25 protein-coding genes and 1 other RNA gene are annotated in these 24,470 nt (G+C 69.1%); 16 read left to right on the forward strand and 10 right to left on the reverse strand.

Features of this window, described 5'->3' with window-relative positions; genetic code table 11:
• The first annotated feature begins 334 nt into the window (after nt 1-334).
• The 6 genes from ACFVM3_RS12795 to ACFVM3_RS12820 all read left to right on the forward strand — a co-directional run bounded on the left by ACFVM3_RS12795 (nt 335) and on the right by ACFVM3_RS12820 (nt 5,203).
• A complete protein-coding gene (locus ACFVM3_RS12795) occupies nt 335-835 on the forward strand; it encodes a PadR family transcriptional regulator (protein ID WP_034322153.1) in 501 nt (166 codons plus the stop codon).
• 66 nt (nt 836-901) lie between these two features.
• Nucleotides 902-2,005: a peptide chain release factor 2 gene (gene prfB, locus ACFVM3_RS12800; protein ID WP_034322242.1), complete on the forward strand. Its 1,104-nt coding sequence runs from the start codon at nt 902-904 to the stop codon at nt 2,003-2,005.
• A 135-nt stretch (nt 2,006-2,140) separates the two neighbouring features.
• Nucleotides 2,141-2,830, forward strand: a complete 690-nt coding sequence (gene ftsE, locus ACFVM3_RS12805) for a cell division ATP-binding protein FtsE (RefSeq protein WP_005168409.1) — start codon at nt 2,141-2,143, stop codon at nt 2,828-2,830.
• A gap of 51 nt (nt 2,831-2,881) precedes the next feature.
• Nucleotides 2,882-3,775, forward strand: coding sequence for a permease-like cell division protein FtsX (ftsX, locus tag ACFVM3_RS12810; protein ID WP_378438221.1), 894 nt, complete (start codon nt 2,882-2,884; stop codon nt 3,773-3,775).
• A 52-nt stretch (nt 3,776-3,827) separates the two neighbouring features.
• On the forward strand, nt 3,828-4,310 hold the full coding sequence (gene smpB / locus ACFVM3_RS12815) for an SsrA-binding protein SmpB (RefSeq protein WP_038518755.1): 483 nt from the start codon (nt 3,828-3,830) through the stop codon (nt 4,308-4,310).
• Nucleotides 4,307-5,203 carry an amidohydrolase family protein gene (locus tag ACFVM3_RS12820; RefSeq protein WP_378438222.1) on the forward strand — a complete coding sequence of 299 codons (897 nt, stop codon included), beginning with the start codon at nt 4,307-4,309 and terminating at the stop codon, nt 5,201-5,203. The genes smpB and ACFVM3_RS12820 overlap by 4 nt, the downstream gene beginning before the upstream one ends.
• Here the strand turns inward: ACFVM3_RS12820 and ACFVM3_RS12825 are convergent.
• The 5 genes from ACFVM3_RS12825 to ACFVM3_RS12845 all read right to left on the reverse strand — a co-directional run bounded on the left by ACFVM3_RS12825 (nt 5,193) and on the right by ACFVM3_RS12845 (nt 9,452).
• Nucleotides 5,193-6,518: an acyltransferase gene (locus tag ACFVM3_RS12825; protein WP_378438224.1), complete on the reverse strand. Its 1,326-nt coding sequence runs from the start codon at nt 6,516-6,518 to the stop codon at nt 5,193-5,195. The genes ACFVM3_RS12820 and ACFVM3_RS12825 overlap by 11 nt on opposite strands.
• A 93-nt stretch (nt 6,519-6,611) precedes the next feature.
• The gene (locus tag ACFVM3_RS12830) at nt 6,612-6,863 is read right to left on the reverse strand and encodes a hypothetical protein (RefSeq protein ID WP_378438226.1); all 252 of its coding nucleotides are present in this window, start codon (nt 6,861-6,863) and stop codon (nt 6,612-6,614) included.
• Nucleotides 6,864-6,944: 81 nt separating this feature from the next.
• On the reverse strand, nt 6,945-7,586 hold the full coding sequence (locus tag ACFVM3_RS12835) for a response regulator transcription factor (RefSeq protein ID WP_125789213.1): 642 nt from the start codon (nt 7,584-7,586) through the stop codon (nt 6,945-6,947).
• A 52-nt stretch (nt 7,587-7,638) separates the two neighbouring features.
• Complete coding sequence (locus ACFVM3_RS12840; protein ID WP_378438228.1) at nt 7,639-8,778, reverse strand: sensor histidine kinase; 1,140 nt, start codon at nt 8,776-8,778, stop codon at nt 7,639-7,641.
• Nucleotides 8,775-9,452, reverse strand: a complete 678-nt coding sequence (locus tag ACFVM3_RS12845) for a sensor domain-containing protein (protein ID WP_378438230.1) — start codon at nt 9,450-9,452, stop codon at nt 8,775-8,777. The genes ACFVM3_RS12840 and ACFVM3_RS12845 overlap by 4 nt, the downstream gene beginning before the upstream one ends.
• Nucleotides 9,453-9,607: 155 nt before the next feature.
• Here ACFVM3_RS12845 and ssrA point away from each other — a divergent pair.
• Nucleotides 9,608-9,980: a transfer-messenger RNA gene (ssrA, locus tag ACFVM3_RS12850) on the forward strand.
• 481 nt (nt 9,981-10,461) lie between these two features.
• Nucleotides 10,462-10,677, forward strand: a complete 216-nt coding sequence (locus ACFVM3_RS12855) for a hypothetical protein (protein ID WP_125680489.1) — start codon at nt 10,462-10,464, stop codon at nt 10,675-10,677.
• Here the strand turns inward: ACFVM3_RS12855 and ACFVM3_RS12860 are convergent.
• Nucleotides 10,665-11,450: an IclR family transcriptional regulator gene (locus tag ACFVM3_RS12860; RefSeq protein ID WP_378438231.1), complete on the reverse strand. Its 786-nt coding sequence runs from the start codon at nt 11,448-11,450 to the stop codon at nt 10,665-10,667. The two genes, ACFVM3_RS12855 and ACFVM3_RS12860, sit on opposite strands and share 13 nt — an antisense overlap.
• A 349-nt stretch (nt 11,451-11,799) precedes the next feature.
• On the opposite strand from ACFVM3_RS12860, the gene hutH reads away from it, so the two are divergent.
• Genes hutH through hutI form a run of 5 tightly spaced genes read left to right on the forward strand, consistent with a single transcriptional unit; the run spans nt 11,800 to nt 18,598 of the window.
• Nucleotides 11,800-13,326 carry a histidine ammonia-lyase gene (gene hutH / locus ACFVM3_RS12865; protein WP_378438233.1) on the forward strand — a complete coding sequence of 509 codons (1,527 nt, stop codon included), beginning with the start codon at nt 11,800-11,802 and terminating at the stop codon, nt 13,324-13,326.
• A 4-nt stretch (nt 13,327-13,330) separates the two neighbouring features.
• The gene (gene hutU / locus ACFVM3_RS12870) at nt 13,331-14,983 is read left to right on the forward strand and encodes a urocanate hydratase (RefSeq protein WP_378438235.1); all 1,653 of its coding nucleotides are present in this window, start codon (nt 13,331-13,333) and stop codon (nt 14,981-14,983) included.
• Nucleotides 14,980-16,176 (forward strand): allantoate amidohydrolase, encoded by a 1,197-nt coding sequence (locus ACFVM3_RS12875; protein ID WP_378438237.1) that lies wholly within the window; start codon nt 14,980-14,982, stop codon nt 16,174-16,176. The genes hutU and ACFVM3_RS12875 overlap by 4 nt, the downstream gene beginning before the upstream one ends.
• The gene (locus ACFVM3_RS12880; protein ID WP_378438239.1) at nt 16,173-17,468 is read left to right on the forward strand and encodes a formimidoylglutamate deiminase; all 1,296 of its coding nucleotides are present in this window, start codon (nt 16,173-16,175) and stop codon (nt 17,466-17,468) included. Before ACFVM3_RS12875 ends, ACFVM3_RS12880 begins: the two co-directional genes overlap by 4 nt.
• Complete coding sequence (gene hutI, locus ACFVM3_RS12885; RefSeq protein ID WP_378438241.1) at nt 17,456-18,598, forward strand: imidazolonepropionase; 1,143 nt, start codon at nt 17,456-17,458, stop codon at nt 18,596-18,598. Before ACFVM3_RS12880 ends, hutI begins: the two co-directional genes overlap by 13 nt.
• Here the strand turns inward: hutI and ACFVM3_RS12890 are convergent.
• Genes ACFVM3_RS12890 through ACFVM3_RS12900 form a run of 3 tightly spaced genes read right to left on the reverse strand, consistent with a single transcriptional unit; the run spans nt 18,561 to nt 20,290 of the window.
• The gene (locus ACFVM3_RS12890) at nt 18,561-19,328 is read right to left on the reverse strand and encodes a hypothetical protein (protein WP_378438242.1); all 768 of its coding nucleotides are present in this window, start codon (nt 19,326-19,328) and stop codon (nt 18,561-18,563) included. The two genes, hutI and ACFVM3_RS12890, sit on opposite strands and share 38 nt — an antisense overlap.
• Nucleotides 19,329-19,334: 6 nt before the next feature.
• On the reverse strand, nt 19,335-20,084 hold the full coding sequence (locus tag ACFVM3_RS12895; RefSeq protein ID WP_378438244.1) for a hypothetical protein: 750 nt from the start codon (nt 20,082-20,084) through the stop codon (nt 19,335-19,337).
• The gene (locus tag ACFVM3_RS12900; protein WP_034322109.1) at nt 20,081-20,290 is read right to left on the reverse strand and encodes a hypothetical protein; all 210 of its coding nucleotides are present in this window, start codon (nt 20,288-20,290) and stop codon (nt 20,081-20,083) included. Before ACFVM3_RS12900 ends, ACFVM3_RS12895 begins: the two co-directional genes overlap by 4 nt.
• 139 nt (nt 20,291-20,429) lie before the next feature.
• Here ACFVM3_RS12900 and ACFVM3_RS12905 point away from each other — a divergent pair, with 139 nt between their 5' ends.
• On the forward strand, nt 20,430-22,010 hold the full coding sequence (locus ACFVM3_RS12905) for a sensor histidine kinase (RefSeq protein WP_378438356.1): 1,581 nt from the start codon (nt 20,430-20,432) through the stop codon (nt 22,008-22,010).
• Nucleotides 21,985-22,659 (forward strand): response regulator, encoded by a 675-nt coding sequence (locus ACFVM3_RS12910; RefSeq protein ID WP_378438246.1) that lies wholly within the window; start codon nt 21,985-21,987, stop codon nt 22,657-22,659. The genes ACFVM3_RS12905 and ACFVM3_RS12910 overlap by 26 nt, the downstream gene beginning before the upstream one ends.
• On the opposite strand, the gene ACFVM3_RS12915 is transcribed toward ACFVM3_RS12910, so the two are convergent.
• The gene (locus ACFVM3_RS12915; RefSeq protein ID WP_378438248.1) at nt 22,604-23,725 is read right to left on the reverse strand and encodes an FAD-dependent monooxygenase; all 1,122 of its coding nucleotides are present in this window, start codon (nt 23,723-23,725) and stop codon (nt 22,604-22,606) included. The genes ACFVM3_RS12910 and ACFVM3_RS12915 overlap by 56 nt on opposite strands.
• Before the next feature lie 43 nt (nt 23,726-23,768).
• On the opposite strand from ACFVM3_RS12915, the gene ACFVM3_RS12920 reads away from it, so the two are divergent.
• Entirely contained in the window at nt 23,769-24,314 is a 546-nt protein-coding gene (locus tag ACFVM3_RS12920; protein WP_378438250.1) for a TetR/AcrR family transcriptional regulator, read from the forward strand.
• Nucleotides 24,315-24,470 lie beyond the last annotated feature (156 nt).

Below are 24,470 nucleotides of genomic sequence, written 5' to 3' on the forward strand. Positions count from 1 at the left end.
CGGGGGGGCCCGGGGGGGGCAAAACCCCCCGGGGGGGCCCGTAAACACCCCCCCCCCCCAACCCAAAAAACCCCCCGCGGGGTGCGGCCAAACCCCCCCCCCCCCGCTTCTTCGTTTCCGGGATTCCGTGGTTCGCGCGGTGCTCACTCCCTGTCGTTGGTCGGGGCGGGGGACGGGTACCGCTGTCCGTGGCCGTCGCCGGTTGCGTAGCGTGTCCGGTCCATTGTGGACAGGCGTAGTGCGTTGGGCCGAATGAGCGCATATCACTAGCCACAATGGACAGATGTGTTGACCACAGTGGACACAGGTTCCGAAAAGTGGGACCGTAGAGGACGTGTCCGAATTGAATGCAACAGCCGCCGCACTGCTCGGTCTTCTCCACGACGGTCCCGCCACGGGCGGGCAACTGGTCGCGGGGGCGGGTGAGCGTTTCGGCGCCTTCTTCAGCGTGACCCGCAGCCAGGTGTACCGGGAGCTCCCCGCCTTGTCGAAGGAGGGCCTCGTCCGCCTCGGCAAGCAGGGCCCGCGGTCGAGCCAGCAGTACCTCATCACCGCGGCGGGCAAGAAGGCGTTCAAGACGTGGCTGACCTCCGAAGCCGGTCCTGACCACCTCCGCAGCCCGCTGATCCTGCGTCTCGTGCACGCCGGTTCGCTGACGGTCAAGCAGCGCTCGGCCCTGCTCGAGTCGGCCCGCGCGAGCTACACCCAGCAGCTCGACGAGGCCAAGGCCGCCACCAAGGCCGCCGACGGCCCGTACGCCAAGGCCGTCGCCGAGTTCGCGCAGGCGCAGGCGAAAGCCGCACTGAAACTGCTGGATTCCATCCCCCAGTCCTGACCCGGACAGGTGCCCACGGCCGGTTCCCCGCAACCGGTCGTGGGTTTTGCCGTAACCTTGGCCGACGTGAGTGATGAGTTCGATGCGGCACTGAAGGACCTGACCGGCAAGCTGACGCAGATCGAGTCGGTGATGGACCTGGATGCGCTGCGTGCCCAGGTGGCCGAGCTGGAGGAACAGGCATCCAGCCCGAACCTCTGGGACGACCCCGAAGCGGCGCAGAAGGTCACCAGCCAGTTGTCCCACCGGCAGAGTGAGCTGCGACGCATTTCCGAGCTGCGACAGCGGCTCGACGACCTGGGCATCCTCGCGGAACTGGCCGAGGCCGAGGGCGACTCCGCCAGTGTGGCCGAGGCCGAGACCGAGCTCACGGCGCTCACGAAGGACATCGACGGGCTCGAGGTCCGCACCCTGCTGTCGGGTGAATACGACCCGCGCAACGCCGTGGTCACCATCCGGTCCGAGGCGGGCGGTGTCGATGCGGCCGACTGGGCCGAGATGCTGCTCCGGATGTACCTGCGGTGGGCCGAGCGCCACAACTACCCCACGGACGTCTACGACATCTCCTACGCCGAGGAAGCGGGCATCAAGTCCGCCACCTTCAAGGTGACGGCGCCCTACGTCTACGGCACGCTCTCGGTCGAGCAGGGCACGCACCGGCTGGTGCGCATCTCGCCGTTCGACAACCAGAGCCGCCGCCAGACCTCCTTCGCGCACGTCGAGGTGATGCCCGAGGTCGAGGAGGTCGACCACGTCGACATCCCCGAGAAGGACATCCGCGTCGACGTGTACCGCTCGTCCGGCCCCGGTGGGCAGAGCGTGAACACGACGGACTCGGCGGTGCGGATCACGCATATCCCGACCGGCGTGGTCGTTTCGTGCCAGAACGAAAAGTCGCAGCTGCAGAACAAGGCGGCCGCGATGAAGGTTCTCCAGGCGCGGCTGCTGCAGCGGAAGAAGGAGGAGGAGCGCGCCGAGATGGACGCGCTCAAGGACGGCGGCTCCAGCTGGGGCAACCAGATGCGTTCCTACGTGCTGCACCCGTACCAGATGGTCAAGGACCTGCGGACCGAGTTCGAGGTCGGCAATCCGTCGTCCGTGCTCGACGGCGAGATCGACGGTTTCCTGGAGGCCGGCATCCGCTGGCGCAAGCAGTCCGGAGCCGCGTAACAACCCTGCGTGAGAGAGCAAGGGACCTTTGCTACCACTTTCCGAAAGAGAGTGAGAGCAAAGGTCCCTTGCTCGCTTGGCCGCCGGGACCGGGCTACCCGGGCTTAACGACGGGCATGGGTAGTATGCCGAACCGTGATCCGGCTCGAAGAGGTTTCCAAGGTCTACAAGACCTCGACCCGTCCCGCCCTCGAAAGGGTGTCGGTCGAGATCGACAAAGGCGAGTTCGTCTTCCTGATCGGTCCCTCGGGATCCGGGAAGTCGACCTTCCTGCGTCTCCTGCTGCGCGAAGAGGTGCCGAGCAAGGGTCGCGTCATGGTCTCCAACTTCGACGTCGCCAAGCTCGCCCGTCGCCGGGTGCCGCGGCTGCGGCAGACCATCGGCTGCGTCTTCCAGGACTTCCGTCTGCTGTCGAACAAGACCGTCGCCGAGAACGTCGCCTTCGCGCTCGAAGTCATCGGCAAGCCGCGCCCCACGATCCGCAAGGTCGTGCCCGAGGTGCTCGAACTCGTCGGCCTCGACGGCAAGGCCGACCGTCTCCCCAACGAACTCTCCGGTGGTGAGCAGCAGCGCGTCGCGATCGCCCGTGCCTTCGTGAACCGCCCGCTCGTGCTGCTCGCCGACGAGCCGACCGGGAACCTGGACCCCGACACCAGCCAGGACATCATGTTGCTGCTGGAGCGGATCAACCGCACCGGCACGACGGTGCTGATGGCCACCCACGACCATTCGATCGTGGACTCGATGCGGCGAAGGGTCGTCGAGCTCCAGCTCGGCAAGGTCATCCGTGACGACGCCCGAGGCGTCTACGGCATCGGCCGCTGACCGGCCCCGCCCTCCTCCGTAACCCACGACTTCCAAGGGACATCAACCCCGATGCGCGCCAGTTTCGTCTTCAGCGAGGTAGTCACCGGCTTGCGCCGGAACGTCACGATGACCATCGCGATGATCCTCACCACCGCGGTCTCCCTCGCCATGCTCGGCTTCGGCCTGCTGGCCGTCGGCACGATCGACAAGATGAAGGCCAACTTCCTCGCCGACGTCGAGGTTTCGGTCTATCTGGTCAACGACATCAGCGCGGGTGACCCGAACTGCTCGCAGTCCGCCTGCCAGACGTTGCGCCAGCAGCTGCAGGGCAACGAGGGTGTCGAGTCGGTCGTCTTCGAGAACCGCGAGCAGTCCTACGAGCGGTTCAAGAAGATGTTCGAGAGCCAGCCGGAACTGCTCGCGCTGACCGGGCCCGAGGCGCTGCCCGCGTCGCTCCACGTCAAGCTGAAGAACCCCGAGCGCAGCCAGGCGATCATCCAGGAGTACACCGGCAAACCGGGCGTCTCCAAGGTCGACGACCAGCAGAAGGCACTGGACCGCGTGTTCAACGCGCTCAACGGGGTGCGGAACCTGGCCTTCGGTGCCGCGCTGATCATGGCCATCGCCGCGCTGCTGCTGATCGCCAACACGATCCAGGTGTCGGCGTTCACCCGGCGCACCGAGGTCGGCATCATGCGCCTGGTCGGCGCGACCCGGTGGTACACGCAGCTGCCGTTCCTCCTGGAGGCGGTGGTCGCCGGCCTGGTCGGTGCGGTCATCGGCATCGTGTTCCTCGTGCTCACCAAGGTGCTGCTGCTCGACTTGGTGCTCACCGGGGACGTGTTCCCCGCGGTCGGCATGCTCGAATTGCTGTTCCCGGTGGCGCCGATCCTGCTCGCCGTCTCGATCGTCATCTCGGCGATCACCGGCTACGTGACGCTGCGCCTGTACGTGCGCCACTAGCCGCCCCGATAACCACCTGCCCGGACACAGAAACTCACGTAGAGTCGCCGCTATGCCCAAGGAACGTGGACACAAGGTGATCGTGTCGAACCGCAAGGCTCGCCACGATTACTCCATCCTCGATACCTACGAAGCCGGTCTCGTGCTCGTCGGTACCGAGGTGAAGAGCCTGCGTGAAGGACGGGCATCGCTGGCCGACGCGTTCGCCACGGTGGACGACGGCGAGGTCTGGCTGCGGAACGTGCACATCCCGGAGTACGTGCAGGGCACGTGGACGAACCACACGCCGCGGCGCACCCGGAAACTGCTGCTGCACCGCCAGGAGATCGAGAAGCTCATCGGCAAGACCAAGGAGAGCGGCCTCTCACTGGTCCCGCTGTCGATGTACTTCAAGGACGGCAAGGTCAAGGTCGAGATCGCGCTGGCGAAGGGCAAGAAGTCCTACGACAAGCGGCAGGACATCGCCAAACGCGACGCGGAGCGCACCATCAGCCGGGCCATGGGCCGGGCGCTCAAGGGCCGGTACAACGATTGATCCACGGGCCCGCGTCCGACGCCGAGATCCCCGGCTGGATCTCGGCGCTCGGCATCGACGGGCTCGTGGACCTGCACCTGCACTTCCTGCCGAAGCAGGTCATGGACAAGGTGTGGGCCTACTTCGACCAGGCCGAAGAGCACTACGGCATGGCCTGGCCCGTGCACTACCGCACGCCGGAAGAAGAGCGGATCGAAACCCTGCGCTCGTTCGGTGTGCGCAAGTTCGCGCCGCTGGTCTATCCGCACAAGCCGGGCATGGCCGAATGGCTGACCTCGTGGGCGCTGGAGTTCGCGGAACGCGTTCCGGAGGCGGTGCCGACCGGCACGTTCTACCCGGAGCCCGGCGCGCTGTCCGTTGTGGACGGTGCGCTGCGCGCGGGCGCCCGCTGCTTCAAGGCACACGTCCAGGTCGGCGCCTACGACCCGCGTGACGACCTGCTGGACGGCGTCTGGGGCGCGCTGGCGGACGCCGGTGTCCCGGTGGTCGTCCACTGTGGACACGGTCCGTTGAAGGGCGCCTACACCGGGCTACGGCTGTTCGAGGAGGTCCTGGTCCGGCATCCCAGCCTGACGCTGGTGCTCGCGCACGCCGGCATGCCGGAGATCGACTTCGCGTTCGAGCTGGCCAGGAAGTATCCGCGCGTGTACCTCGACACCACGATGGTCGGGGTCGAGTTCACCTCACGCGGCAACCCGCTCCCGCCGGACTGGACCGATCTGCTGGCCGAATTCCCCGACCGCGTCGTACTCGGCACCGACTTCCCCAACATCCCGTACTCGTACGCCACACAGCTGCGGGCGATCGCCGGCTGGGCCGCCGACGATCGCCTGGGAGAGCCGTTCCTGCGGGCGGTGCTGCACGACACCCCCGCGAAACTGCTCAGCGTTTGAGCTGCGCCACCTCGGTGACCGAGACGGCGCGGCCGAGCAACCGCGTTCCCAGCTCCGAAACCTGGATCTGCTTGCCCGCCAGGAGGAATCCACCCGTCGCCAGCGCCACCCACGGCGCCGGGCCCTGGGCGAGACCGTCGCTCAGCGGGGCGAAACCGTGCGCGGCCAGCCCGAGCAGACCGCCCGCGATCGCCAGCCCGGCCACTACCAGCTGAGGCGTGTGGGCGGTCGACGCGGGGCCGGAACCCTGCGTTTCGAAACGGGCGAACATCCGCAGTAGGCCGAGAAGCACCAGCCCGCAGGCGCCGAGCCACGCGGGGAGCATCGTCAGCCACAGCACGGAACCCGGTTCGGGGGTTTCGTAACCCAGCCCGTAGACCGCGACCCCAGAGACGACGATCAGCGCCGGCATGTGCCACAGGTAGACGCTCATGAACCGCGGGCCGATCCACTTCAGCGCGGCGTCGAGGTTCGGCCGTGCGGCCAGGGCGTTCAGCCGCGGTTTGAAGGCCAGCAGGAGCCCGATCTGGCCGATCGCGAGGAACGCCAGCAGCACGGTCGGCGGGCTCATGTTCGACACCGGGGCGCCCGGCATGCCGATCATGCTCGCGGGGTACGGGCCGAAGGCGACCATCAGCGCGGTGATGCCGAATCCAGCAGCCGACATGCCCAGCGCGGCGTTGCGGCTCAGCGAGCCGAGACGGCCTTGCGTGTAGTGGAAACCGAGCTGGTGCACGGCCATCCAGACGAAGATCGCGTTCGCGAAACCGATCAGGCCGAGGTCGTTGAAGCGGGCGACGTCGACGAGGACGGCGGCGGCGAGCATCACGAGCGGGACCTTGAGGCCCCAGCGCCGGTGCGCGGCGGCCATCAGCGGGGTGAGCAGCACGGTGAGCACGTACACGGCCAGGAACCACAGCAGCTGCGCGGCGATCGCTCCGCCGACCTGCAGCGGCTGCTCCGGAATGCCCATCCCGCGCAGGATGTCCGGGACGAACAGCCAGACGGCCACCAGCGGCAGCACCGGGATCATCAGCCGCTTGAGGCGGGCCGCGAGCCAGGAACGGGAACTTTCCGCGCGCCCCAACGAGATCAGGTTCGCCGCGCCGCCGGCGAAGAAGACGAGCGGCATGACCTGGCTGAGCCAGGTGATGACCCACCAGCCGGGGGTCGCGAGGGCGTTCCCGGTCGAGAGATGGCCGTCGGCGTACGAGAGCACCGGCATTCCCCAGTGCTGGACGACGACCGCGAGGATCGCGACCGCTCGGACGATGTCCAGGAACCTGTCCCGGCCCTGCTTCCCGCTTGTGTGCATGGAAAAGAGCCTGGTGCTTGGAGGCCGCGAAAACAGCGGTGCGGACCGCCGTATCGATCTTCCTGTTTTCGCCCTCGGAAGGTGGAGTTTTCCCTACCCCACGCCGTCCGGCTCAGGTTCCGGCCGCGGCGCGGGCTCCGGGACGGGAGCGGAACAGAGCCGGAATTCCCAGCAGTCGTCCTCGGCGAGGCCGAGTTCGTAGCGGGTCTCGATCTTCGGCCCGTCGTGCAGATGGACGTGTTTGAGGACGGTACCCGCGACCGGCTCGGTGTCACCGAGTTCCTGGACGCGTCCGTCGAGGGGGCCGCCGAAGAAGCGGGCGCTGTGGGAGGGCCTGTCGGTCATGGGTCCTCCCTCGGTTCGGCCGTCGCTCACCAACAGTCTGCCCATGTTAGGTGAGTGACGGCTTCGCCACCAAGAGCTACTTCAGCGTCCTAAGTAAGTGAGTACCGCGCGGACCCGGCGGTGTTCCACCGAACTCGCTTCGAGGCCGAGCTTCGAGAAAATGTTGCCGATGTGCTTCTCGACCGCGCCGTGCGAGACGACGAGCGAGTTCGCGATCGCGGTGTTGGACAGGCCCTGCGCCATCAGCCCCAGCACCTCGGACTCGCGGGCGGTGAGCGCGTCGAGCGGGTTCTTGCGGCCGCGGGCCATCAGCTGTGCGATGACGTCCGGGTCGATGGCCGTGCCACCGCCGGCGACACGTTTGACCGCGTCGAGGAAATCCCCGACGTCGGCGACGCGTTCCTTGAGCAGATAACCGACTCCGCCCGCGCCGCCGGACAGGAGCTCGACGGCGTAGCTCTCCTCGACGTACTGGGAGAGCACGAGAACCGGCAGGCCAGGGATGACCTCACGGGCGCCCAGCGCGGCGCGCAGGCCCTCGTCGGTGAAGGTGGGCGGCATCCGCACGTCGACGATCGCGAGGTCCGGCCGGTGCTCCTTGACCGCGCCCAGCAGGTCGTCACCGTTGTCCACGGCCGCGACGGTCTCGATGTTCTCGTCGGCGAGGAGGCGGATCACCCCCGCGCGCAACAGAACCGCGTCTTCGGCGATGACAACCCGCATGCTGCCCCCAGCGTCGTGAGTGAATGGCAGAGCCTATTCACTCACGAGCGGGTCACCATTGGCACGGCAGGTCCGCGCGAATCACCGTCGGGCCACCGGGCGGGCTGACGACGGTGATCACGCCGTCGATCGTGGCCGCCCGGTCGGCGAGCCCGGCGAGGCCGCCACCTGGCCGGACTTCGGCGCCGCCGTGCCCGTTGTCGGTGATCTCGACGATGACCATCGCTTCAGTGCGCCACACCTTGACGCCCGCCTCGGTCGCTCCCGAGTGCTTCGCGATGTTCGTCAGCGTCTCGCCGACGATGAAGTAGGCCGTGGTCTCGACCGCCGCGGGGGGCCGGGGTTCGACGTCCACCTCGACGTCGACGTGGATCGGCGATTTCGCGGCCTGCGCGGACAACGCGGCGTCGAGACCGCGGTCGCCGAGCACGGCCGGGTAGATGCCGCGGGCGAGATCGCGCAGTTCCGACACCGCGAGTTTGGCGTCGAGGTGCGCTTCGTCGATCAGCTCGCGCACAGCGTCCGGATCCTGGTCGAACTTCGACTTCGCGCGGCCGAGGCTCATCGCGACGGCGACCAGGCGCTGCTGGGCGCCGTCGTGCAGGTCGCGCTCGATGCGGCGGCGTTCGGCCTCGGCGGCGTCGACCCCGCGAGCCCGCGACGCCTGCAACCGCTCGGCCTTCTGCTCCAGCCGCTGCGTGCGGTTCGGGCCGAGCAGCGAGAACGCCAGGTTTCCATGCAGCCACCCGAGCCACGGGGTGACCCAGATGGCCATCGGCAGCAGGACGATCGACGCGATCGCGATCGGAAGCTCCAGACACGCCAACGGGAACGCCGCCATCAGGTAGGCGAGGTCGCGCCACGTGGTCGCGTCGGTCAACCGGGTCAGCCAGCGCTTGACCAGCGAAAGCCCTTCGACCGGCAGGCGTTCGACCGGCTCAAGGGGAGTTTCGAGCATCGTGCGCGCCCAGCCCCGCTCACGGTCGGCGGACCAGCGGATGAAGCTGGTCGTGGCCATGAGGATCGGGAAGCCGATCCACACCACCGCCGTCGCGATACCGACCGCCAGGCCGACGACGATGAGCACGAACTGGAGGAGCCGGAAGACGAAGCTGACGATCATGTAGAGGATCGATCTCAAGGGCCGCGGTCGCGGGATCCCCACCTGCCGTACCTGCTGGTCGATCGTCATCCGTGAACCTCGCCCCATGAATCCTCCAGACGGCGGCGCTGGGCGTGGGTCGGCCCGAGCAGCGCCGTCGCCAGCCGGGCGTGCATCCCGGCCAGCGCCTTCGTCAACGCTACCGACAGAGCGATGCAGAGCACCCCGAGCGCCGCCCAAGGCAGCGCCGAGACCGTCGAATCGACGGTGAACCACGCGTTTTCCCAGTCCGGGAAGCGGTACTCGCCGCCAGGCAGGAAGCGGTAGTAGATCGGCAGGCCCGCGAGGCCGAGGCTGGTCGACCAGAACGCCGTGACCAGGACGAACTCGATGATGCCGAGCGGGAAGAGCAGGAAGAAGTAGGCGAGATCGCGCCAGGTCGAGCCGTCCTTCAGCCGGGCCTTCCAGCGCACGGACTGGCCGGCAGCGGGAAGCGGGAGGTACGGCAGGTCGATGTAGCGGTCGAGCAGCGCGTACACCCTGGCGCGTTCCATCCGGGCCGCGCCGCGGACCGACAGGATCACCAGCGCGAGGATCGGCAGCCCGATCCAGACGATCACCGTGCCGACGCCCAGCCAGAAGAACGACATCAGGAGCGCGAACGCCACGATGCCCATCGGCAGGTTCATCAGCAGGTAGACCAGCGAGCCGCCGAACGACGGATCGGCCCTGCTCAGCTCCCGCTCGGCCGCTAGCGAGCTCATGGTCGTGCTCCTCTCTGGTGCGAGGAGACCAGCATCGCGCTCGCGCGCGCTCGCTGACATGGTGCCCACGGGCATCTCCCGGGTGGGGCTAGCCCCACCTGCGGGAATAACCCGGTTGCCGATCGAGTTATGATGTACAGGTTGTATCCCACCAAGGGGGTGAACGGTTTCGACTTTGGTCGTTGAATCAGGAGAAGCGTGCCGGTGCAGGCGAGAGACCACCGTAAGCGTCATCGCAAACCAATAAGCGCCGAGCCTAAGAGCCAGCGCGAGTTCGCTCTTGCTGCCTAAGCAGTAGAGCAACTCTGTCGGTCCGGGGTCGCCTCCGACCCGGTCACCGGCATCAGCTAGGAGGCTTACCGCTACACCCGGCTACGGGGTGTGGTTGGGAAACAAACAGTGGCTGGGCTCGTCACTTCAGCTTGTTCGCGTGACTGAAGGGGCCAAGTAGAGACATAGCGGACTGCGCACGGAGAAGCCCTGGTGATGCGCCAGAGGACCCGGGTTCAATTCCCGGCACCTCCACTGGTCGACGATGCGGCCCTGCCCCCTGAGGGGGTGGGGCCGCTTCTTTGTGTCGGCCGGGGTGGCACGGGTTGATGCGCCTTCATGTGCATCGATGGGATCCGGTCCGCGTGTCGTGCTCGTGCACGGGGTGCTGCTCGGCGGCCGTTGGCCGAGCGGTGGACGTCAACCGCGCCGGACCGTCCCGGACACGGGGAAATCACCGGACGGTGTACAGGATTTCGAGGTCGGTGCCGAGTTCACCGGGGACCATCGGCCGGAGTGCTCGTGCGGGGAGGGGCATCTGGTGCCGGACACGGGAGCGCCGTTCAATGCCCGGCTCGAGTCTTTTGGGAATCACGCAGAGTAGCGAAATCTGGATCTTTTTTGTCTCAATTCACCCGCGCCGGGAACTGCCGCGAGGTGGGATGTCATGCTGAGTGTCCGACCATGGCCCTCTTTCGAAACGACCCCGTGTCGCCGGAGGGCCGGAAGAAGGTGGCAGATGACCTGGGCTAGGCATTCCAGTCGTCCCGACCCCGCTGAAGACCAGAGCCGGATGGCCGGTGTGCGAGCGGAGGAAGAAGTCCGCCTCACGCTGCAGAACGGCAGGGCCGCACGAACCGTCGCAGGGCACGCTTCGGATGCCCTCGACTGTGCTGAACTGCTGGCGATGCTCGGACTCGAGGGAGTCCAGAAGAAGCACGCTCAGCGCATCTGACCCCCGATCCGGGTGGTCAGTTCGGCCGCGGTCAGGCGGACCTCCTCGGCGAGGTCCGGCCAAGTCTCGTCGCACCCCTCTGCTCCCGGGCAGAGGTGGCGGAGCGTCACGCTGATCGCGGCCATCGGCCGGCCGCCGTGGTCGAAGACCGGGCAGGCCACCGAGGCGAATCCTTCGGTGACGTGCCCGTCTTCGACCGCCCAGCCGAGCCTGCCCTCCGCGTTCAGCGTCCGGCGCAGTTCGGCGAGGGTGCGCGGGCCGCGGCCGGTGCGCAGGACGAACGCCGACGCGTTCGGGAAGAGCGCGCGGACGTGCGGCGATGGCAGATGCCGCAGTATCGCCCTGCCCGAGGCCGTGAGCTGGCCCGGCAGCCGGACGCCGACCTCGGTCACCAGGGTTTCCGGGCGGGTGGGGCGCTCTTTGACCAGGTAGAGCGACTCGTTGCCGTGAAGTACGCCCAGATGCGCGGTGTGGCCGACGCGGTCGGCGAGTTTGCGCAGCAGCGGGAGCGCGAGCCGCTCCAGCGGATCGTGCCGCAGGTAGGCCGAGCCAAGCTCGAACGCGGCGATGCCGAGGCCGTACCGGCGCTCGGCGGGCAGGTGCGTCACGAAACCGGCGGCCTCCAGTTCGGCGAGCAGGTGATACGTCGTCGAACGCGGGAGGCCGAGTTCGCGCGCGATCGCGGCCGCCGACACCGGGCCCGGGCGCGCCGCGAGGGCGCGAAGGATGCCGAGGCCGCGGCGCAGGGCGGGGACCTCGCTGCTCTCACCCATGCCGACCTCCTGTTTCGCTTCGGCGGGGGGAGCAAGGGACCTTTGCTACCACTTGTCTCAACGTTGAGAGAAGCGGTAGCAAAGGTCCCTTGCTCTCTTTTGGCAGGCGGGCGCGGTGACCGTGTGGGTTTTGGGACATCTGACGTCCCAAAATCCACACAGTCGGTCAGCGCCGTTACGCGGAGCAAGGGGTGTGTGGAAGCAGGGACACTCAACGTCTCTATTTCCACACACCCTCCGCCGCCGCGGTAGCAAAGGTCCCTTGCTCCCACCGTGTGTGTCTTGGATACCAGACACAACCACCGGTTGGGGCCGCCCACCAGCGGGCATGGCGTTGTCCAATGGGGCTATGCCGGAAACCGTACTTCTGGGCTCCGAACCGCTTCGGCCCGAACAGGTCGTCGCGGTCGCCCGTGACCACTCGCCCGTCGCGGTCAGCGAAGCGGCCGAGAAGAACCTCGCCGCGACGCGGCAGCACATCGACAACCTCGCGCACGCCGAGACGCCGACGTACGGCGTTTCGACGGGCTTCGGGGCGCTCGCGACCAGGCACATCCCGCTCGAGAGCCGTACCGCCCTGCAGCGGTCGCTGATCCGGTCGCACGCGGCCGGTGCGGGCCCGGTCGTAGAGACCGAAGTCGTGCGCGCGCTGATGCTGCTGCGCCTCCGCACGCTCGCCAGCGGGTACACCGGCATCCGGCCGCAGACCGCGCAAGCGCTTGCGGCCCTGCTCAACGCCGGGATCACCCCGCTCGTTCACGAGTACGGCTCCCTCGGCTGCTCCGGCGACCTCGCGCCTCTCGCCGCTGTCGCGCTCGCGCTGATGGGAGAGGGCGAAGTCGAGTACAACGGCGAAGTCGTCGAGGCCGGCGTAGCGCTGAAGCACGCTGGCATCGAGCCGGTCGTTCTCGCGGAGAAGGAGGGCCTCGCCCTCACGAACGGGACCGACGGAATGCTCGGCATGCTCCTGCTCGCCGCTGCCGACCTGCGCAAGCTTCTCGACACCGCCGACATCACCGCGGCGATGAGCGTCGAAGCGCTCCTCGGCACCGACCGCGCCTTCGCGGCCGATCTCCAGGCGCTGCGCCCGCACCCCGGGCAAGCAAAAAGCGCGCTCCGCATGTGGACGGCGCTCCAGGGCTCGAAGATCGTCGAGAGCCACCGCGGTCCCGACTGCAACCGTGTCCAGGACGCTTACTCCCTCCGATGCGCGCCGCAGGTGCACGGCGGCGCGCGCGACAGTCTCACGCATGCCGAACTCGTCGCGGAGCGTGAACTCCAGTCCGCGGTCGACAACCCGGTCGTGTTGTCCGACGGCCGCGTCGAGTCGAACGGCAACTTCCACGGTGCCCCGGTCGCGTACGTGCTCGACTTCCTCGCCATTCCGCTCGCGGACGTCGCGAGCATCGCGGAGCGCCGCACCGACCGCATGCTCGACAAGGCCCGCTCGCACGGCCTGCCGCCGTTCCTCGCGTTCGACCCCGGCGTCGATTCCGGCCACATGATCGCCCAGTACACGCAGGCGGCCATCGTCAGCGAGCTCAAGCGGCTCGCGGTGCCGGCGTCCGTCGATTCGATCCCGAGCAGCGCCATGCAGGAGGACCACGTCTCCATGGGCTGGTCCGCCGCGCGCAAGCTGCGCAAGGCCGTCGAAGGCCTCAACACCGTCCTCGCCATCGAACTGCTCACCGCCGCGCGCGCACTCGACATGCGCGCGCCCCTGGTCCCGTCGCCGGTCACCGGCCGGGTCCGGGATCTCGTCCGTACCAAGGTCGAGGGCCCCGGCCCCGACCGTCATCTGGCGCCGGAGATCGCCGCCGCCGAAGAACTCGTCGCGTCGGGTGCCGTCCTCGCCGCGGCCCAACTGGAGGTCTGAGCCCATGACCCGCACGGTCCGTGCCGCCCGAGGCACCACGCTCACCGCGAAGAACTGGCAGACCGAAGCCGCGCTGCGGATGTTCCACAACAACCTCGACCCCGAGGTCGCCGAGCGCCCCGAGGACCTGGTCGTCTACGGCGGCACCGGCAAGGCCGCCCGCAACTGGGCCAGCTTCGACGCGATCACCCGCGAGCTGACCAGCCTGGAACAGGACGAGACGCTGCTCGTCCAGTCCGGCAAGCCGGTCGGCGTGTTCCGCACGCACGAGTGGGCGCCGCGCGTGCTCATCGCGAACTCCAACCTCGTCGGCGACTGGGCGACCTGGCCCGAGTTCCGCCGCCTGGAGGCGCAGGGCCTGACCATGTACGGCCAGATGACCGCCGGGTCCTGGATCTACATCGGCACGCAGGGAATCCTGCAGGGCACGTACGAAACCTTCGCCGCCGTCGCGAAGAAGCGGTTCGGTGGCAGCCTCAAGGGCACGCTCACCGTCACCGCCGGTCTCGGCGGCATGGGCGGCGCGCAGCCGCTGGCCGTCACCATGAACGACGGCGTCGCGCTCGTCATAGAATGCGACCCGCAGCGCGCCCACCGCCGCGTCGAGACCCGCTACCTCGACGAGGTCGCCGACGACCTCGACGACGCCATCCGCCGGGTGGAGGCCGCGAAGAAGGAGAAGCGCGCGCTGTCCGTCGGCGTGGTCGGGAACGCCGCCGAGGTACTGCCCGAACTGCTGCGCCGCGGCGTCGAGGTCGACATCGTCACGGATCAGACCTCCGCGCACGACCCGCTTTCCTATCTGCCCAAGGGTGTCGGCGTCGACGAGTGGCAGGACTACGCGGACAAGAAGCCCGACGAGTTCACCGAGCGCGCCCGCGAGTCGATGGCGGAGCACGTCGAAGCGATGCTCGGTTTCCTCGACAAGGGCGCCGAGGTCTTCGACTACGGCAACTCCCTCCGTGGTGAGGCGAAACTCGGCGGCTGTGAGCGCGCGTTCGACTTCCCGGGCTTCGTGCCCGCCTACATCCGCCCGCTGTTCTGCGAGGGCAACGGCCCGTTCCGCTGGGCGGCGCTGTCGGGTGACCCCGAGGACATCGCGGCGACCGACCGCGCGATGCTGGAACTGTTCCCGGAAAACGAATCCCTCGCGCGCTGGATCCGGCTGGCCGGTGAACGCGTCGCGTTCCAGGGGCTTCCGGCGCGGATTTGCTGGCTCGGCTACGGCGAGCGGCACCTCGCGGGCCTGCGGTTCAACGAGATGGTCGCCAGCGGCGAGCTGAAGGCACCGGTCGTCATCGGCCGTGACCACCTCGACTCGGGCAGCGTCGCCTCGCCGTACCGCGAGACCGAGGGCATGGCCGACGGTTCCGACGCGATCGCCGACTGGCCGCTGCTGAACGCGCTGGTCAACACCTCGTCGGGCGCCAGCTGGGTGTCGATCCACCACGGCGGCGGCGTCGGTATGGGCCGCTCCATCCACGCGGGCCAGGTCAGCGTGGCAGACGGAACCCTGCTGGCCGCGCAGAAACTCGAGCGCGTGCTCACCAACGACCCGGGCATGGGCGTCATCCGGCACGTCGACGCCGGCTACGACCGCGCCGCCGACGTCGCCGACGAGCGTGGCGTGCGCGTGCCGATGCGGGACGCCGAGTGACCGCGTCCTCGCTGCTGGAGGAGATCTCGGACGTCGGCCGCGACCCAAAGCGCGGCGGCTACTCCCGCCACGCCTTCGACGCGGCCGAGACCGAACTCCGCGCGTGGTTCGTCGAGCGTGCCGGGCGGCTGGGACTGGGTGTCGAGACCGACCGCAACGGCAACGTCTGGGCCTGGTGGGGCACACCCGGCCCGGACGCGGTCGTCACCGGGAGCCATCTCGACTCGGTGCCCGGCGGCGGTGCCTTCGACGGCCCGCTCGGCGTCGCGAGCGCGCTCGACGCGGTGGAGATCTTGCAGGCCAAGGGATTCCGCCCCGCGAAGCCGTTCGCCGTCGTAGTCTTCGCCGAGGAGGAGGGCGGCCGCTTCGGTGTGCCGTGCCTCGGCTCGCGCCTGCTGACCGGGACGATCGACGCGGACAAGGCACGCGGCTTGCGCGACCCGGACGGTGTCACGTTCGCCGAAGCGGCGGCGAAATCCGGCCTCGACCCCGAGCGGATCGGGCGGGACTCCGAGCGGCTCGGGTTGATCGGGCGGTTCCTGGAACTGCACGTCGAGCAGGGACGCGGGCTGATCGACCTCGGCTCGCCGGTCGCCGTCGGCAACACCGTGATCGCGCACGGCCGATGGCGATTCTCCTTCCAGGGGCAGGGAAACCACGCCGGTGCGACGCTGATCGGCGATCGTCGTGACCCGATGATCCCGGCGGCCGAGACCGTGCTCGCCGTGCGGAAACTGGCGAAGGCGACCGCCGACGCGAGGGCCACCGTCGGCAGGCTCGTGCCCATTCCCGGCGGGACCAACGTCATCGCGTCCACTGTGGACTTGTGGCTGGACGCGCGGGTGCCGGGTACGGATACGCCCGAGCTGGTCGCCGAGATCGCGAAACTGGCCGAAGACGCGGCAGGGCAGGAAGGCTGCCGCGTCGAGGTCACCAGGGAGTCGTACTCCGACGACGTGATCTTCGACGACGCGCTGCGCCGTGACCTCGGCACCTGGCTGGGCGGCCCGCCGGAACTGCCGACCGGCGCCGGGCACGATGCCGCGATCCTCGCCGGGTTCGTCCCGTCCGGGATGCTCTACGTGCGCAATCCCACCGGCATCAGCCATTCGCCGGAGGAGTTCTCCGAAGCGGCGGACGTCGACCACGGTGCCCGCGCGCTCGCGGACGTCCTGGAGCAACTGTCGACATGACGACATACTGGTGTGAACGTGCGTGGCTGCCGGACGGGATCGCCGATGCCGTCCGGATCGAGGTCGACGGCGGCGAAATCACGTCGGTGACGGCGAACGTGCCTCGTGAAGGAACTGTCCTCAATGGACTTACCTTGCCGGGATTCGCCAACGGGCACTCGCACGCGTTCCATCGCGCGCTGCGCGGCCGGACGCATCACGATCGCGGAACCTTCTGGACGTGGCGCGAGCGGATGTACTCGCTCGCGTCACGGCTCGACCCGGATTCGTACTACCGTCTGGCGCGCGGGGTCTACGCGGAGATGGTGCTGGCCGGGTACACGAGCGTCGGCGAGTTCCACTACCTGCACCACGCGCCGGGCGGAAAGCCTTACGCGGAGCCGAACGCGATGGGCGAGGCGCTGCGGCAGGCCGCCAGGGACGCCGGGATCCGGCTGACGTTGCTGGACACGTGCTATCTCGCCGGCGGCATCGGAATCGAACCCGACGAAGTCCAGCAGCGGTTTTCCGACGGGACGGCCTCGAACTGGGCGCGACGAGTCGGCGAATTGCGCGAGGACGAGACGTTCCGGGTGGGTGGCGCGATCCATTCCGTGCGCGCCGTTCCCGAAGAACAACTGTCCGAAGTGGACCGTGGAACCGGGCCACTGCACATCCATCTTTCCGAGCAGCGGGCGGAGAACGAGCAATGTCTTGCGGCTTATGGCCGGACGCCGACGAGGCTGCTCCACGACCACGGTGTGCTCGGCGAGCGGCTCACCGCGGTACACGCGACGCATCTGACCTCGGATGACGTCGAGCAGCTCGGCGAGGCGCGGAGCCGTGCCTGCTTCTGCCCGACGACCGAACGGGATCTCGGTGACGGCATCGGCCCCGCGCGGACGCTGCTGGACGCGGGGGTGCGGCTGTCGCTCGGCAGTGACAGCAACGCGGTCGTCGACGCGTTCGAGGAGACCAGGGCGCTGGAGCTGAACGAGCGGCTCGCCAGCGAGCAGCGCGGCCGGTTCACCGCGGAGGAACTGCTCGCGGCGGCGACGGATCACGGCGCGGTCGGCTGGGACGAGGTCGGCGAGCTGGCTCCGGGCGCGGGCGCGGACCTGGTGACGGTCGGCCTCGGTTCGGTGCGGACCGCCGGGATCGAGCCGTCCGGGGTGGTCTTCGCCGCGTCCGGCGCGGACGTCCGGGACGTCGTCGTCGCGGGGCGCGAAATCGTCCGCGATGGCGCGCATCAGCTGATCGACCGGCCGGAAACGGTCTTGGCCAAGGAGATCGAGGCATTGTGGCAGTCCTGATCACGGGAATCGGCGAGCTCACCACGAACGACGCCGAACTGGGCAAGCTCCACGACGCGGCCGTCGTCGTCGACGGCGAAACGATCGCCTGGGTCGGCGCCGCCGCGGACGCGCCCGACGCGGACGAGCGGGTCGACGTCGAAGGTCGCGCGGTGCTGCCCGGCTGGGTGGACAGTCACACGCACCTGGTCTTCGCCGGGGACCGGACCGCCGAGTTCGAGGCGCGGATGGCCGGGAAGGCGTACAGCGCCGGAGGGATCGCGGTCACCGTCGACGCGACACGGTCGGCTTCCGACGAGCAGCTGGCGGCGAATCTGCGGCGGCACGTCGACGAAGCGGCGAGGCAGGGCACGACCTGTCTGGAAACGAAGACCGGATACGGGCTCAACGTCGAAGACGAGGCGCGGTCGGCGCGGATCGCCGCCGAGGTGGCCGACGAGGTCACGTTCCTCGGTGCGCATCTCGTGCCGCCGGGCGCGGACGCGGAGTCCTATGTGGACTTGGTGTGCGGCGACATGCTCGACGCAGTCGCGCCGCTCGTGCGCTGGGCGGACGTGTTCTGCGAGACCGGCGCCTTCGACGAGGCGCAGTCCGGGCGGGTGCTGAAGGCGGCGCGGGAACGCGGGCTCGGGCTCCGGGTGCACGGAAACCAGCTGGGGGAGGGGCCGGGCGTGCGGCTCGCCGTCGAGTTGGGGGCGGCGAGCGTCGACCACTGCACGTACCTGGGCGAGGCGGACGTCGAGGCTCTCGCCGCTTCGGACACCGTCGCGACCTTGCTGCCCGCGTGCGACCTGTCGACCCGGCAGCCGCTGGCGCCGGCGCGGCGGCTCCTGGACGCGGGGGCGACGGTCGCGCTGGCCAGCAACGCGAACCCAGGCAGCTCGTATACGACGTCGATGGCGTTCTGCGTGACGACCGCGGTGCTGCAGATGCGGATGACGATCGACGAGGCGGTGTGGGCGGCGACGGCGGGCGGGGCTCGCGCGTTGCGGCGTGACGATGTCGGTTTCGTGCGGCCGGGGGCGCGTGCCGACCTTCACGTGCTGGAGGCGCCTTCGACGACGCACCTCGCCTACCGGCCGGGAGTTCCGCTCACGTCGTCGGTGTGGCGTCGGGGGAACCGCTTGTGAGCGCGCGTTCGAACTTGCGGTTCGGCCCGAGAATCCAGACCTTCTTGGGATCGAGATAGGTGATCAGGTCGATCAGGGCGTTGTAGACGGTGGTGAGCCGTGCGACGCCCTGCTCTCGATGTTCCAGGAGTTTGCCGGTTTCTTCGAGCAACGGGGCGAACCATTCGGCGAATTCGGCGTCGTCCCGGTATTTACGCCGGAACTGGACGTAGCCGAGACACCGGGGGCGATCCGGGCTGTCCGGGTCGATCATCAATTCGCCGATGGCCTGTTGCTCGCCGCCCAGGAGCAGGAACACGCGGGCGTCGCTCGGCTCGGTGTGCCCGGACAGCGCGGCCTTGACAGCGCCGAGATGACGCATCAGCCGCCTGTTCCTGCTGCGGCTTCCCATGTCCAGGAAGTGGGCCTCCTGATGCATGATCTGTACCCAGCCGAGGTAGGCGGAAAGCCGGTAAAGGCTCTCGTAGCGGTTGTACTCGTCCTGCCGCTCGGTCCCCGGCGCCGCTTGGTGGACTTCCCTGCCCGACAGCAGGTCGATTCCGTTGCGCAACCGCGAAGCCAAGGACGCCGCCGACTGCAGCAGCGGATCCCGGTACCGGCTGACCAGGTCCCGGCGGAGCTGCTCGCGGTCGGTCCGCCGCCTGCGTGCCTCGAACACCCCGCCGAGCACGGCGGTCAGCACCGCGCCGGTCACCGAGACCACCGCGGAGATCACCGAAACGTTGTTCACGTCGCGCTACCGGAGGGTCTCTTCGACACGGACGCGCAGTTCCGGCGGGAGTTCGCCGAGCAGAGGCGACCACTGCTCGACCCGCTTCTCGCTCAGGTGGGTGAGCAGGTCGAGCACCGGCGCCCACAGGCCCTCGTCGGCCGCCGCGACCTGGAGGAGGCCGCGGAACCGGGCTTCGGGGAGCAGCCCGAGGACGTGATCGATCCGGCTCTTGTCGTCGAGGACGAAGGCGATCCGGATCAGCGCTTCGTCGCCGATGACGGCCAGCGCCCGGCGCACCGTCGGATCGGGCAAGTGGCCGACGAACCGGCCGACGGTGATCCAGTCCTCGCGGCGCACCAGTTCGACGGCGACCGCGACGACGGTGTCGAGCGGGATCCTGGCGATGATCGCGCTCGCGCGGCGCGGGTCCAGCTCGGCCGCGACGTCGGCCAGGAAGGGCGGCTTCAGCCGCTTCGCGACGTCGACGCCACGGGAGACGTCCACCAGCCCGGCGATCCGCGCGCACAGAAGCGGGCCGAAGACCTTCTCGGCGATCTTCGCGAGGATCGGGCTCGGGACGAGCTTGCTCGCCATCGCCATCCGCTCGAGGGCGGCGAGATTGGCGTCGAACAGCGTGTCCGTCACCTGTTCGCGGAACGCCTGGAGTTCGGCGGGGTCCACGTGTTCGAGGTACGACAGCCGCTCCGGGGTGGTGCCGAGGACGCGGGCGAGTTTGAGGATCTCGGCCTGCGCGGCGAAGTTCTCGGTGGTCACAGGCCCACCACCTTGCGAACGGTGCCGCGCAGCAGCGCGGGTACGTACTTCAGGCCCTCTTCGCCCGCTTCGGCCAAGGCCTTGGCCTGGCGGTGGCGCGCGTCGCGCAGCGCGTCGGAGAGGTCTTGCTTCTCGTGGTCGGCCAGCGCTTCGATACCTGCCGGGACAGGACCGCCTAGCTGACCGGTGAGTGTGCGCTCGGCCATGGTCGATCATCATGCCTTATCGGACGGGGGAAGCAGGGGACCTTTACTTTCGTCCATGGCGGAGCGCTCGTCACGGCTTGTAGCGTCCTGAGACGTGAAGGAAGCTGAGGAGCCCGTCCGGCGTGGGCGGCGGCTGGTCATGGACGTCGCGCTGTGGCTCGGGCTCTGCGGCTGGGTGGTCATCGACGCCGGATCCAGTACGAGGCACTGGGAACTGCTCTTCGGGCTCGTCGCGACCACGGCCGCGATCGCGGTGTCGCGCCGGTATCCGCTGGTCTCCCTCGCGATCGCCATGTTCGCGAGTTTTGTCGTCATGGGCAGCTTCGGCGGCCGGGTGCCGATCTGGGAAGGGTTCGTCCTCGTCGCGGTGAGTTACCTCGCCGGCTACCGGCAGCCGGTCGCGAAGCCGATGCTGCGCCTGTTCGCCGTCGTTTCGGTGGTCGCGGTCCCCGTGGCCCTGGTGTGGAGCAAGGACGGGTTCGCGTCCTGGGGTGCGGTGCTCGGCGTTCTCGTCTTCGCGTCGGTGACGCCGTGGCTGCTGGGCCGCTACATCCGGCAGCGCGAGGACATGGCGCGCGACGGGTGGCGTCGCGCCGAAGAGATGGAGAGCCGTCAGCGGCTCATCGCCGACCGCGCGCGGCTGCGCGAGCGCACCCGGATCGCCAGCGACATGCACGACTCGCTGGGCCACGAACTGAGCCTCATCGCGGTGCGCGCGGCGGCGCTGGAGGTCGCGGGCGGGCTCGACGAGCGGCAGCGGCAGGCCGCGGGCGAACTGCGGCAGAGCGCCGCGACGGCGACCGAACGGCTGCGCGAGATCATCGGGGTCCTGCGCGAGGACGACGCGCCGACCGAACCGGTGCACGAGACCATCGACGAACTGCTCGACCGCACCAGGGCGTCGGGCGTGCTGATCGAGTCCTCTGTGGACGCACCGCTCGGCGACGAACCGCAGATGGTCGACCGCGCCGCGTATCGCGTGGTCCAGGAATCGGTCACGAACGCGGTGAAACACGCGCCGGGTGCCGCCGTCACCGTCCGGGTCGCGCGGTCGGCGGGGCGGACGGACGTCGTGGTCACCAACACCGCGCCGCCCGCGGGGCCGTTGCCGGGCCGGGCTTCGGGCAGGCGCGGGCTGATCGGCCTGCGAGAACGGGTCCGGCTGGTCGGCGGGACCCTGCGGGCAGGGCCGCTCGACGGCGGATTCGAGGTGAGCGCGACCCTGCCGCACGACGCCGCGCCGTCGGAGGAATCGCCGGAGAGCCAGGCGGCGATGGACGCCGAGGTGGGGCAGTCGACGTCGGCGAGAGAACTCGAGCGTGCGCGCCGGGACGTGCGGCGCAGCCTGATCCAGGCGATCGTCGTGCCGATCGGGCTGTTCGGCCTGGTGGTCGGGATCAGCGGTGCGGTGTTCCTCGTCCAGTGGTACCGCTCCGAACTCGCCGCCGGCGACTACGACCGCATCCGCGTCGGCCAGACGCGCGCCGAGATCGCGTCCCTCCTGCCCGACGGTCAGCGGATCGCGCGGCCGCGCACGGTGGAGCCGCCGGTGCCCGCCGGGGCGACCTGCGAGTACTACGGCACCGAGCGCACCGTGTTCAACTTGAACTACGAGGCCTACCGGCTGTGCTTCGCCGAGGGGAAACTCGTGGCGAAGGACTTGATCAGTGAAGACGAGCAAAGGGGGAACCCGGATGATCCGGGTCGTGCTGGCCGATGACGAGGCGATGATCCGCGCCGGGGTGTCGGCGATCCTGGCCGCGGACGCCGGGATCGAGGTGGTCGCGGAGGCCGAGGACGGGCGCGCCGCCGTCGAGCAGGTCCGCGCGACCAGGCCGGACGTCGTGCTCCTCGACATCCGGATGCCGGTCATGGACGGGCTCAAGGCGGCCGAGGAGATCCGCCGGTTGCTGCCCGAGGTGGGTGTGATCATGCTGACCACGTTCGGCGAGGACGCCTACATCGAACGCGCACTCGGCCTCGGCGCGAGCGGATTCCTGCTGAAATCCGGCGATCCCCGTGAACTGCTCGGCGGGATCCACGCGGTCGCGGGCGGCGCGGCGTTCCTGTCACCGAAGGTCGCGCAGCGGGTCATCGCCCGTTTCTCCGGCAATCAGGTCTCCCGCGCCGAAGAGGCGAAGGCACTGATCGGCAAACTGACCCCGCGTGAGCAGGAAGTGCTGGCGTTGCTCGGTTCTGGACTGTCCAATGCGGACATCGCCGCGAAGCTGTTCGTGGTCGAGGGCACGGTGAAGGCCTACGTCAGCACCATCCTCAACCGGCTCGGCGCGCGGAACCGGGTGCAGGCCGCGATCACCGCGTACGAGGCGGGGCTGGTCGGCGGGGGACAGGGGGAGTCCAGCCGCTGACGCCGGCGCCGATGCGGGCGGTGAGCGCGCCGGGGAGCAGCCGGAACACGCCGTTGCGGACGGCCACGGCGAGCGGATTGCGTAGCTGCGGCCCGATCTTTCCGGCCTGGACCGACGCTTTGACCACCGATTGGCTGCGCGGGCGGCGCTGCTCGTCGTAACTCTTCAGTGCCGCGTCGACGTCTTCGGTGGTGCTGAGCGCGGCGGCGAGCACGACGGCGTCTTCGATCGCCTGGCAGCCGCCCTGGCCGAGGAACGGCGGCATCGCGTGGGCCGCGTCGCCGAGGAGCGCGACGCGGCCTTGGACGTAGGTGGGCAGGGGGGTGCCGAGCAGGAGGAGATCGTGGTGGAGCAGCGTCTCGGGCGCGGTCGCCTCGATGAGTTCGGGAATCGGTTCGTGCCAGCCGCCGAAGCGGTTTCGCAGATACGACTTCGGGTCCTCGTGGCGGACGCCCGCTTCGGCGACGTAACTCGCCCACCAGTAGACGCGGCCGTCGTGCAGCGGGATGACACCGATTTCGGCGCCGTCGTCCCAGCTCGTGCTGAGTTCCGTCGGATGGGGGAGGGTGGTCACCGCGCGGAAGGCCGTGCTGCCGCTGTACACCGGTTCGGGATGGCGTGGCCAGAGTCGCTTGCGCGCCGTGCTGTGGATTCCGTCCGCGGCGACGATGACGTCGGCGTCGAGATCGTCGAGGCTCGTGACTTCCACGCCGGTGCGGACGCAGCCTTCGGGCAGGGCGTCGCGGAGCGCGCCGATGAGATCCGCGCGGTGGATGGCGGCGAGCGGGCGGCCGTGGTGACGGCGGAACGCCTCGGCGTCCCATCGGGTGATGCGGCGGCCGTCGCGGTCGTGGAGGCCGCCGGAGGACTGTTCCTGTTGTCCGGTGAGGCGGACGCCCAGCGTTTCGAGTGAGCGCAGGGCGTTCGGCCACAGGGAGATGCCCGCGCCGACGGCGGTGAGCTCCGGCGCCTGTTCGAGGACGGTGACCTCCCAGCCGATGCCGTGCAGCCCGATGGCGGCGCTCAGTCCGCCGATTCCTCCGCCGATCACGATCGCTTTGCGCATGGCGACCTCCTCTACAGCTGTAGAGTACTACTACACTTGTAGAGTGCGAAAGGCGACGATCGGGGACGCGGCCATCGAGGTCATCGCGGCCGAGGGCATGCGGGGGCTGACGCATCGCGCCGTCGACCGGTTCGCCGGACTGCCGCCGGGTTCGACCTCGTACTACGCGCGGACGCGGGCGGCGCTGCTTGAGCTGGCGATCTCGCGGATGATCGAACTCGACGAGGTCACCCTCGACCCGCCGCCCGGACGGCTGGCCGAGTATGTGGCGGGGTTCGCGCATGCGGCGATCACGAACGGGCGGACGCGGATGCTCGCGCGGTACGAGTTCGCGCTGGAGGCGACGCGGCGGCCGGAGCTGCGCGAGGCTTACGACCGGGGCGGGCTGGTGATCCGGCGGCGGTGCGCCGAGGTGCTCGCGGCGTGCGGATCGGCGGAGCCGGAACGGCACGCGCGGGTGCTCGTCGCGTGGCTGGAGGGGACGATCTTCGACGCGCTGGCAGGGACGGGGTCGTTGCGGCCGCCGGAGCTGGAGGAGCTGACGCGAGGGGCGCGGGAGGTGTTGGCGGGGCTCGGGGTGGCGGGGTAGCAAGGGACCTTTGCTACCGCTTGGGGCTCTGACCTGCGGAAAGAGAGCAAGGGACCTTTGCTGCCACGCGAGGGTGTGTGGAAATAGGGACGTTGAGTGTCCCTGTTTCCACACACCCTGTACTCCGGGTAGTGGCGCCTACCGACTGTGTGGGTT

It is taken from the genome of Amycolatopsis sp. NPDC057786, from assembly GCF_042797905.1.
Lineage (GTDB): Bacteria > Actinomycetota > Actinomycetes > Mycobacteriales > Pseudonocardiaceae > Amycolatopsis.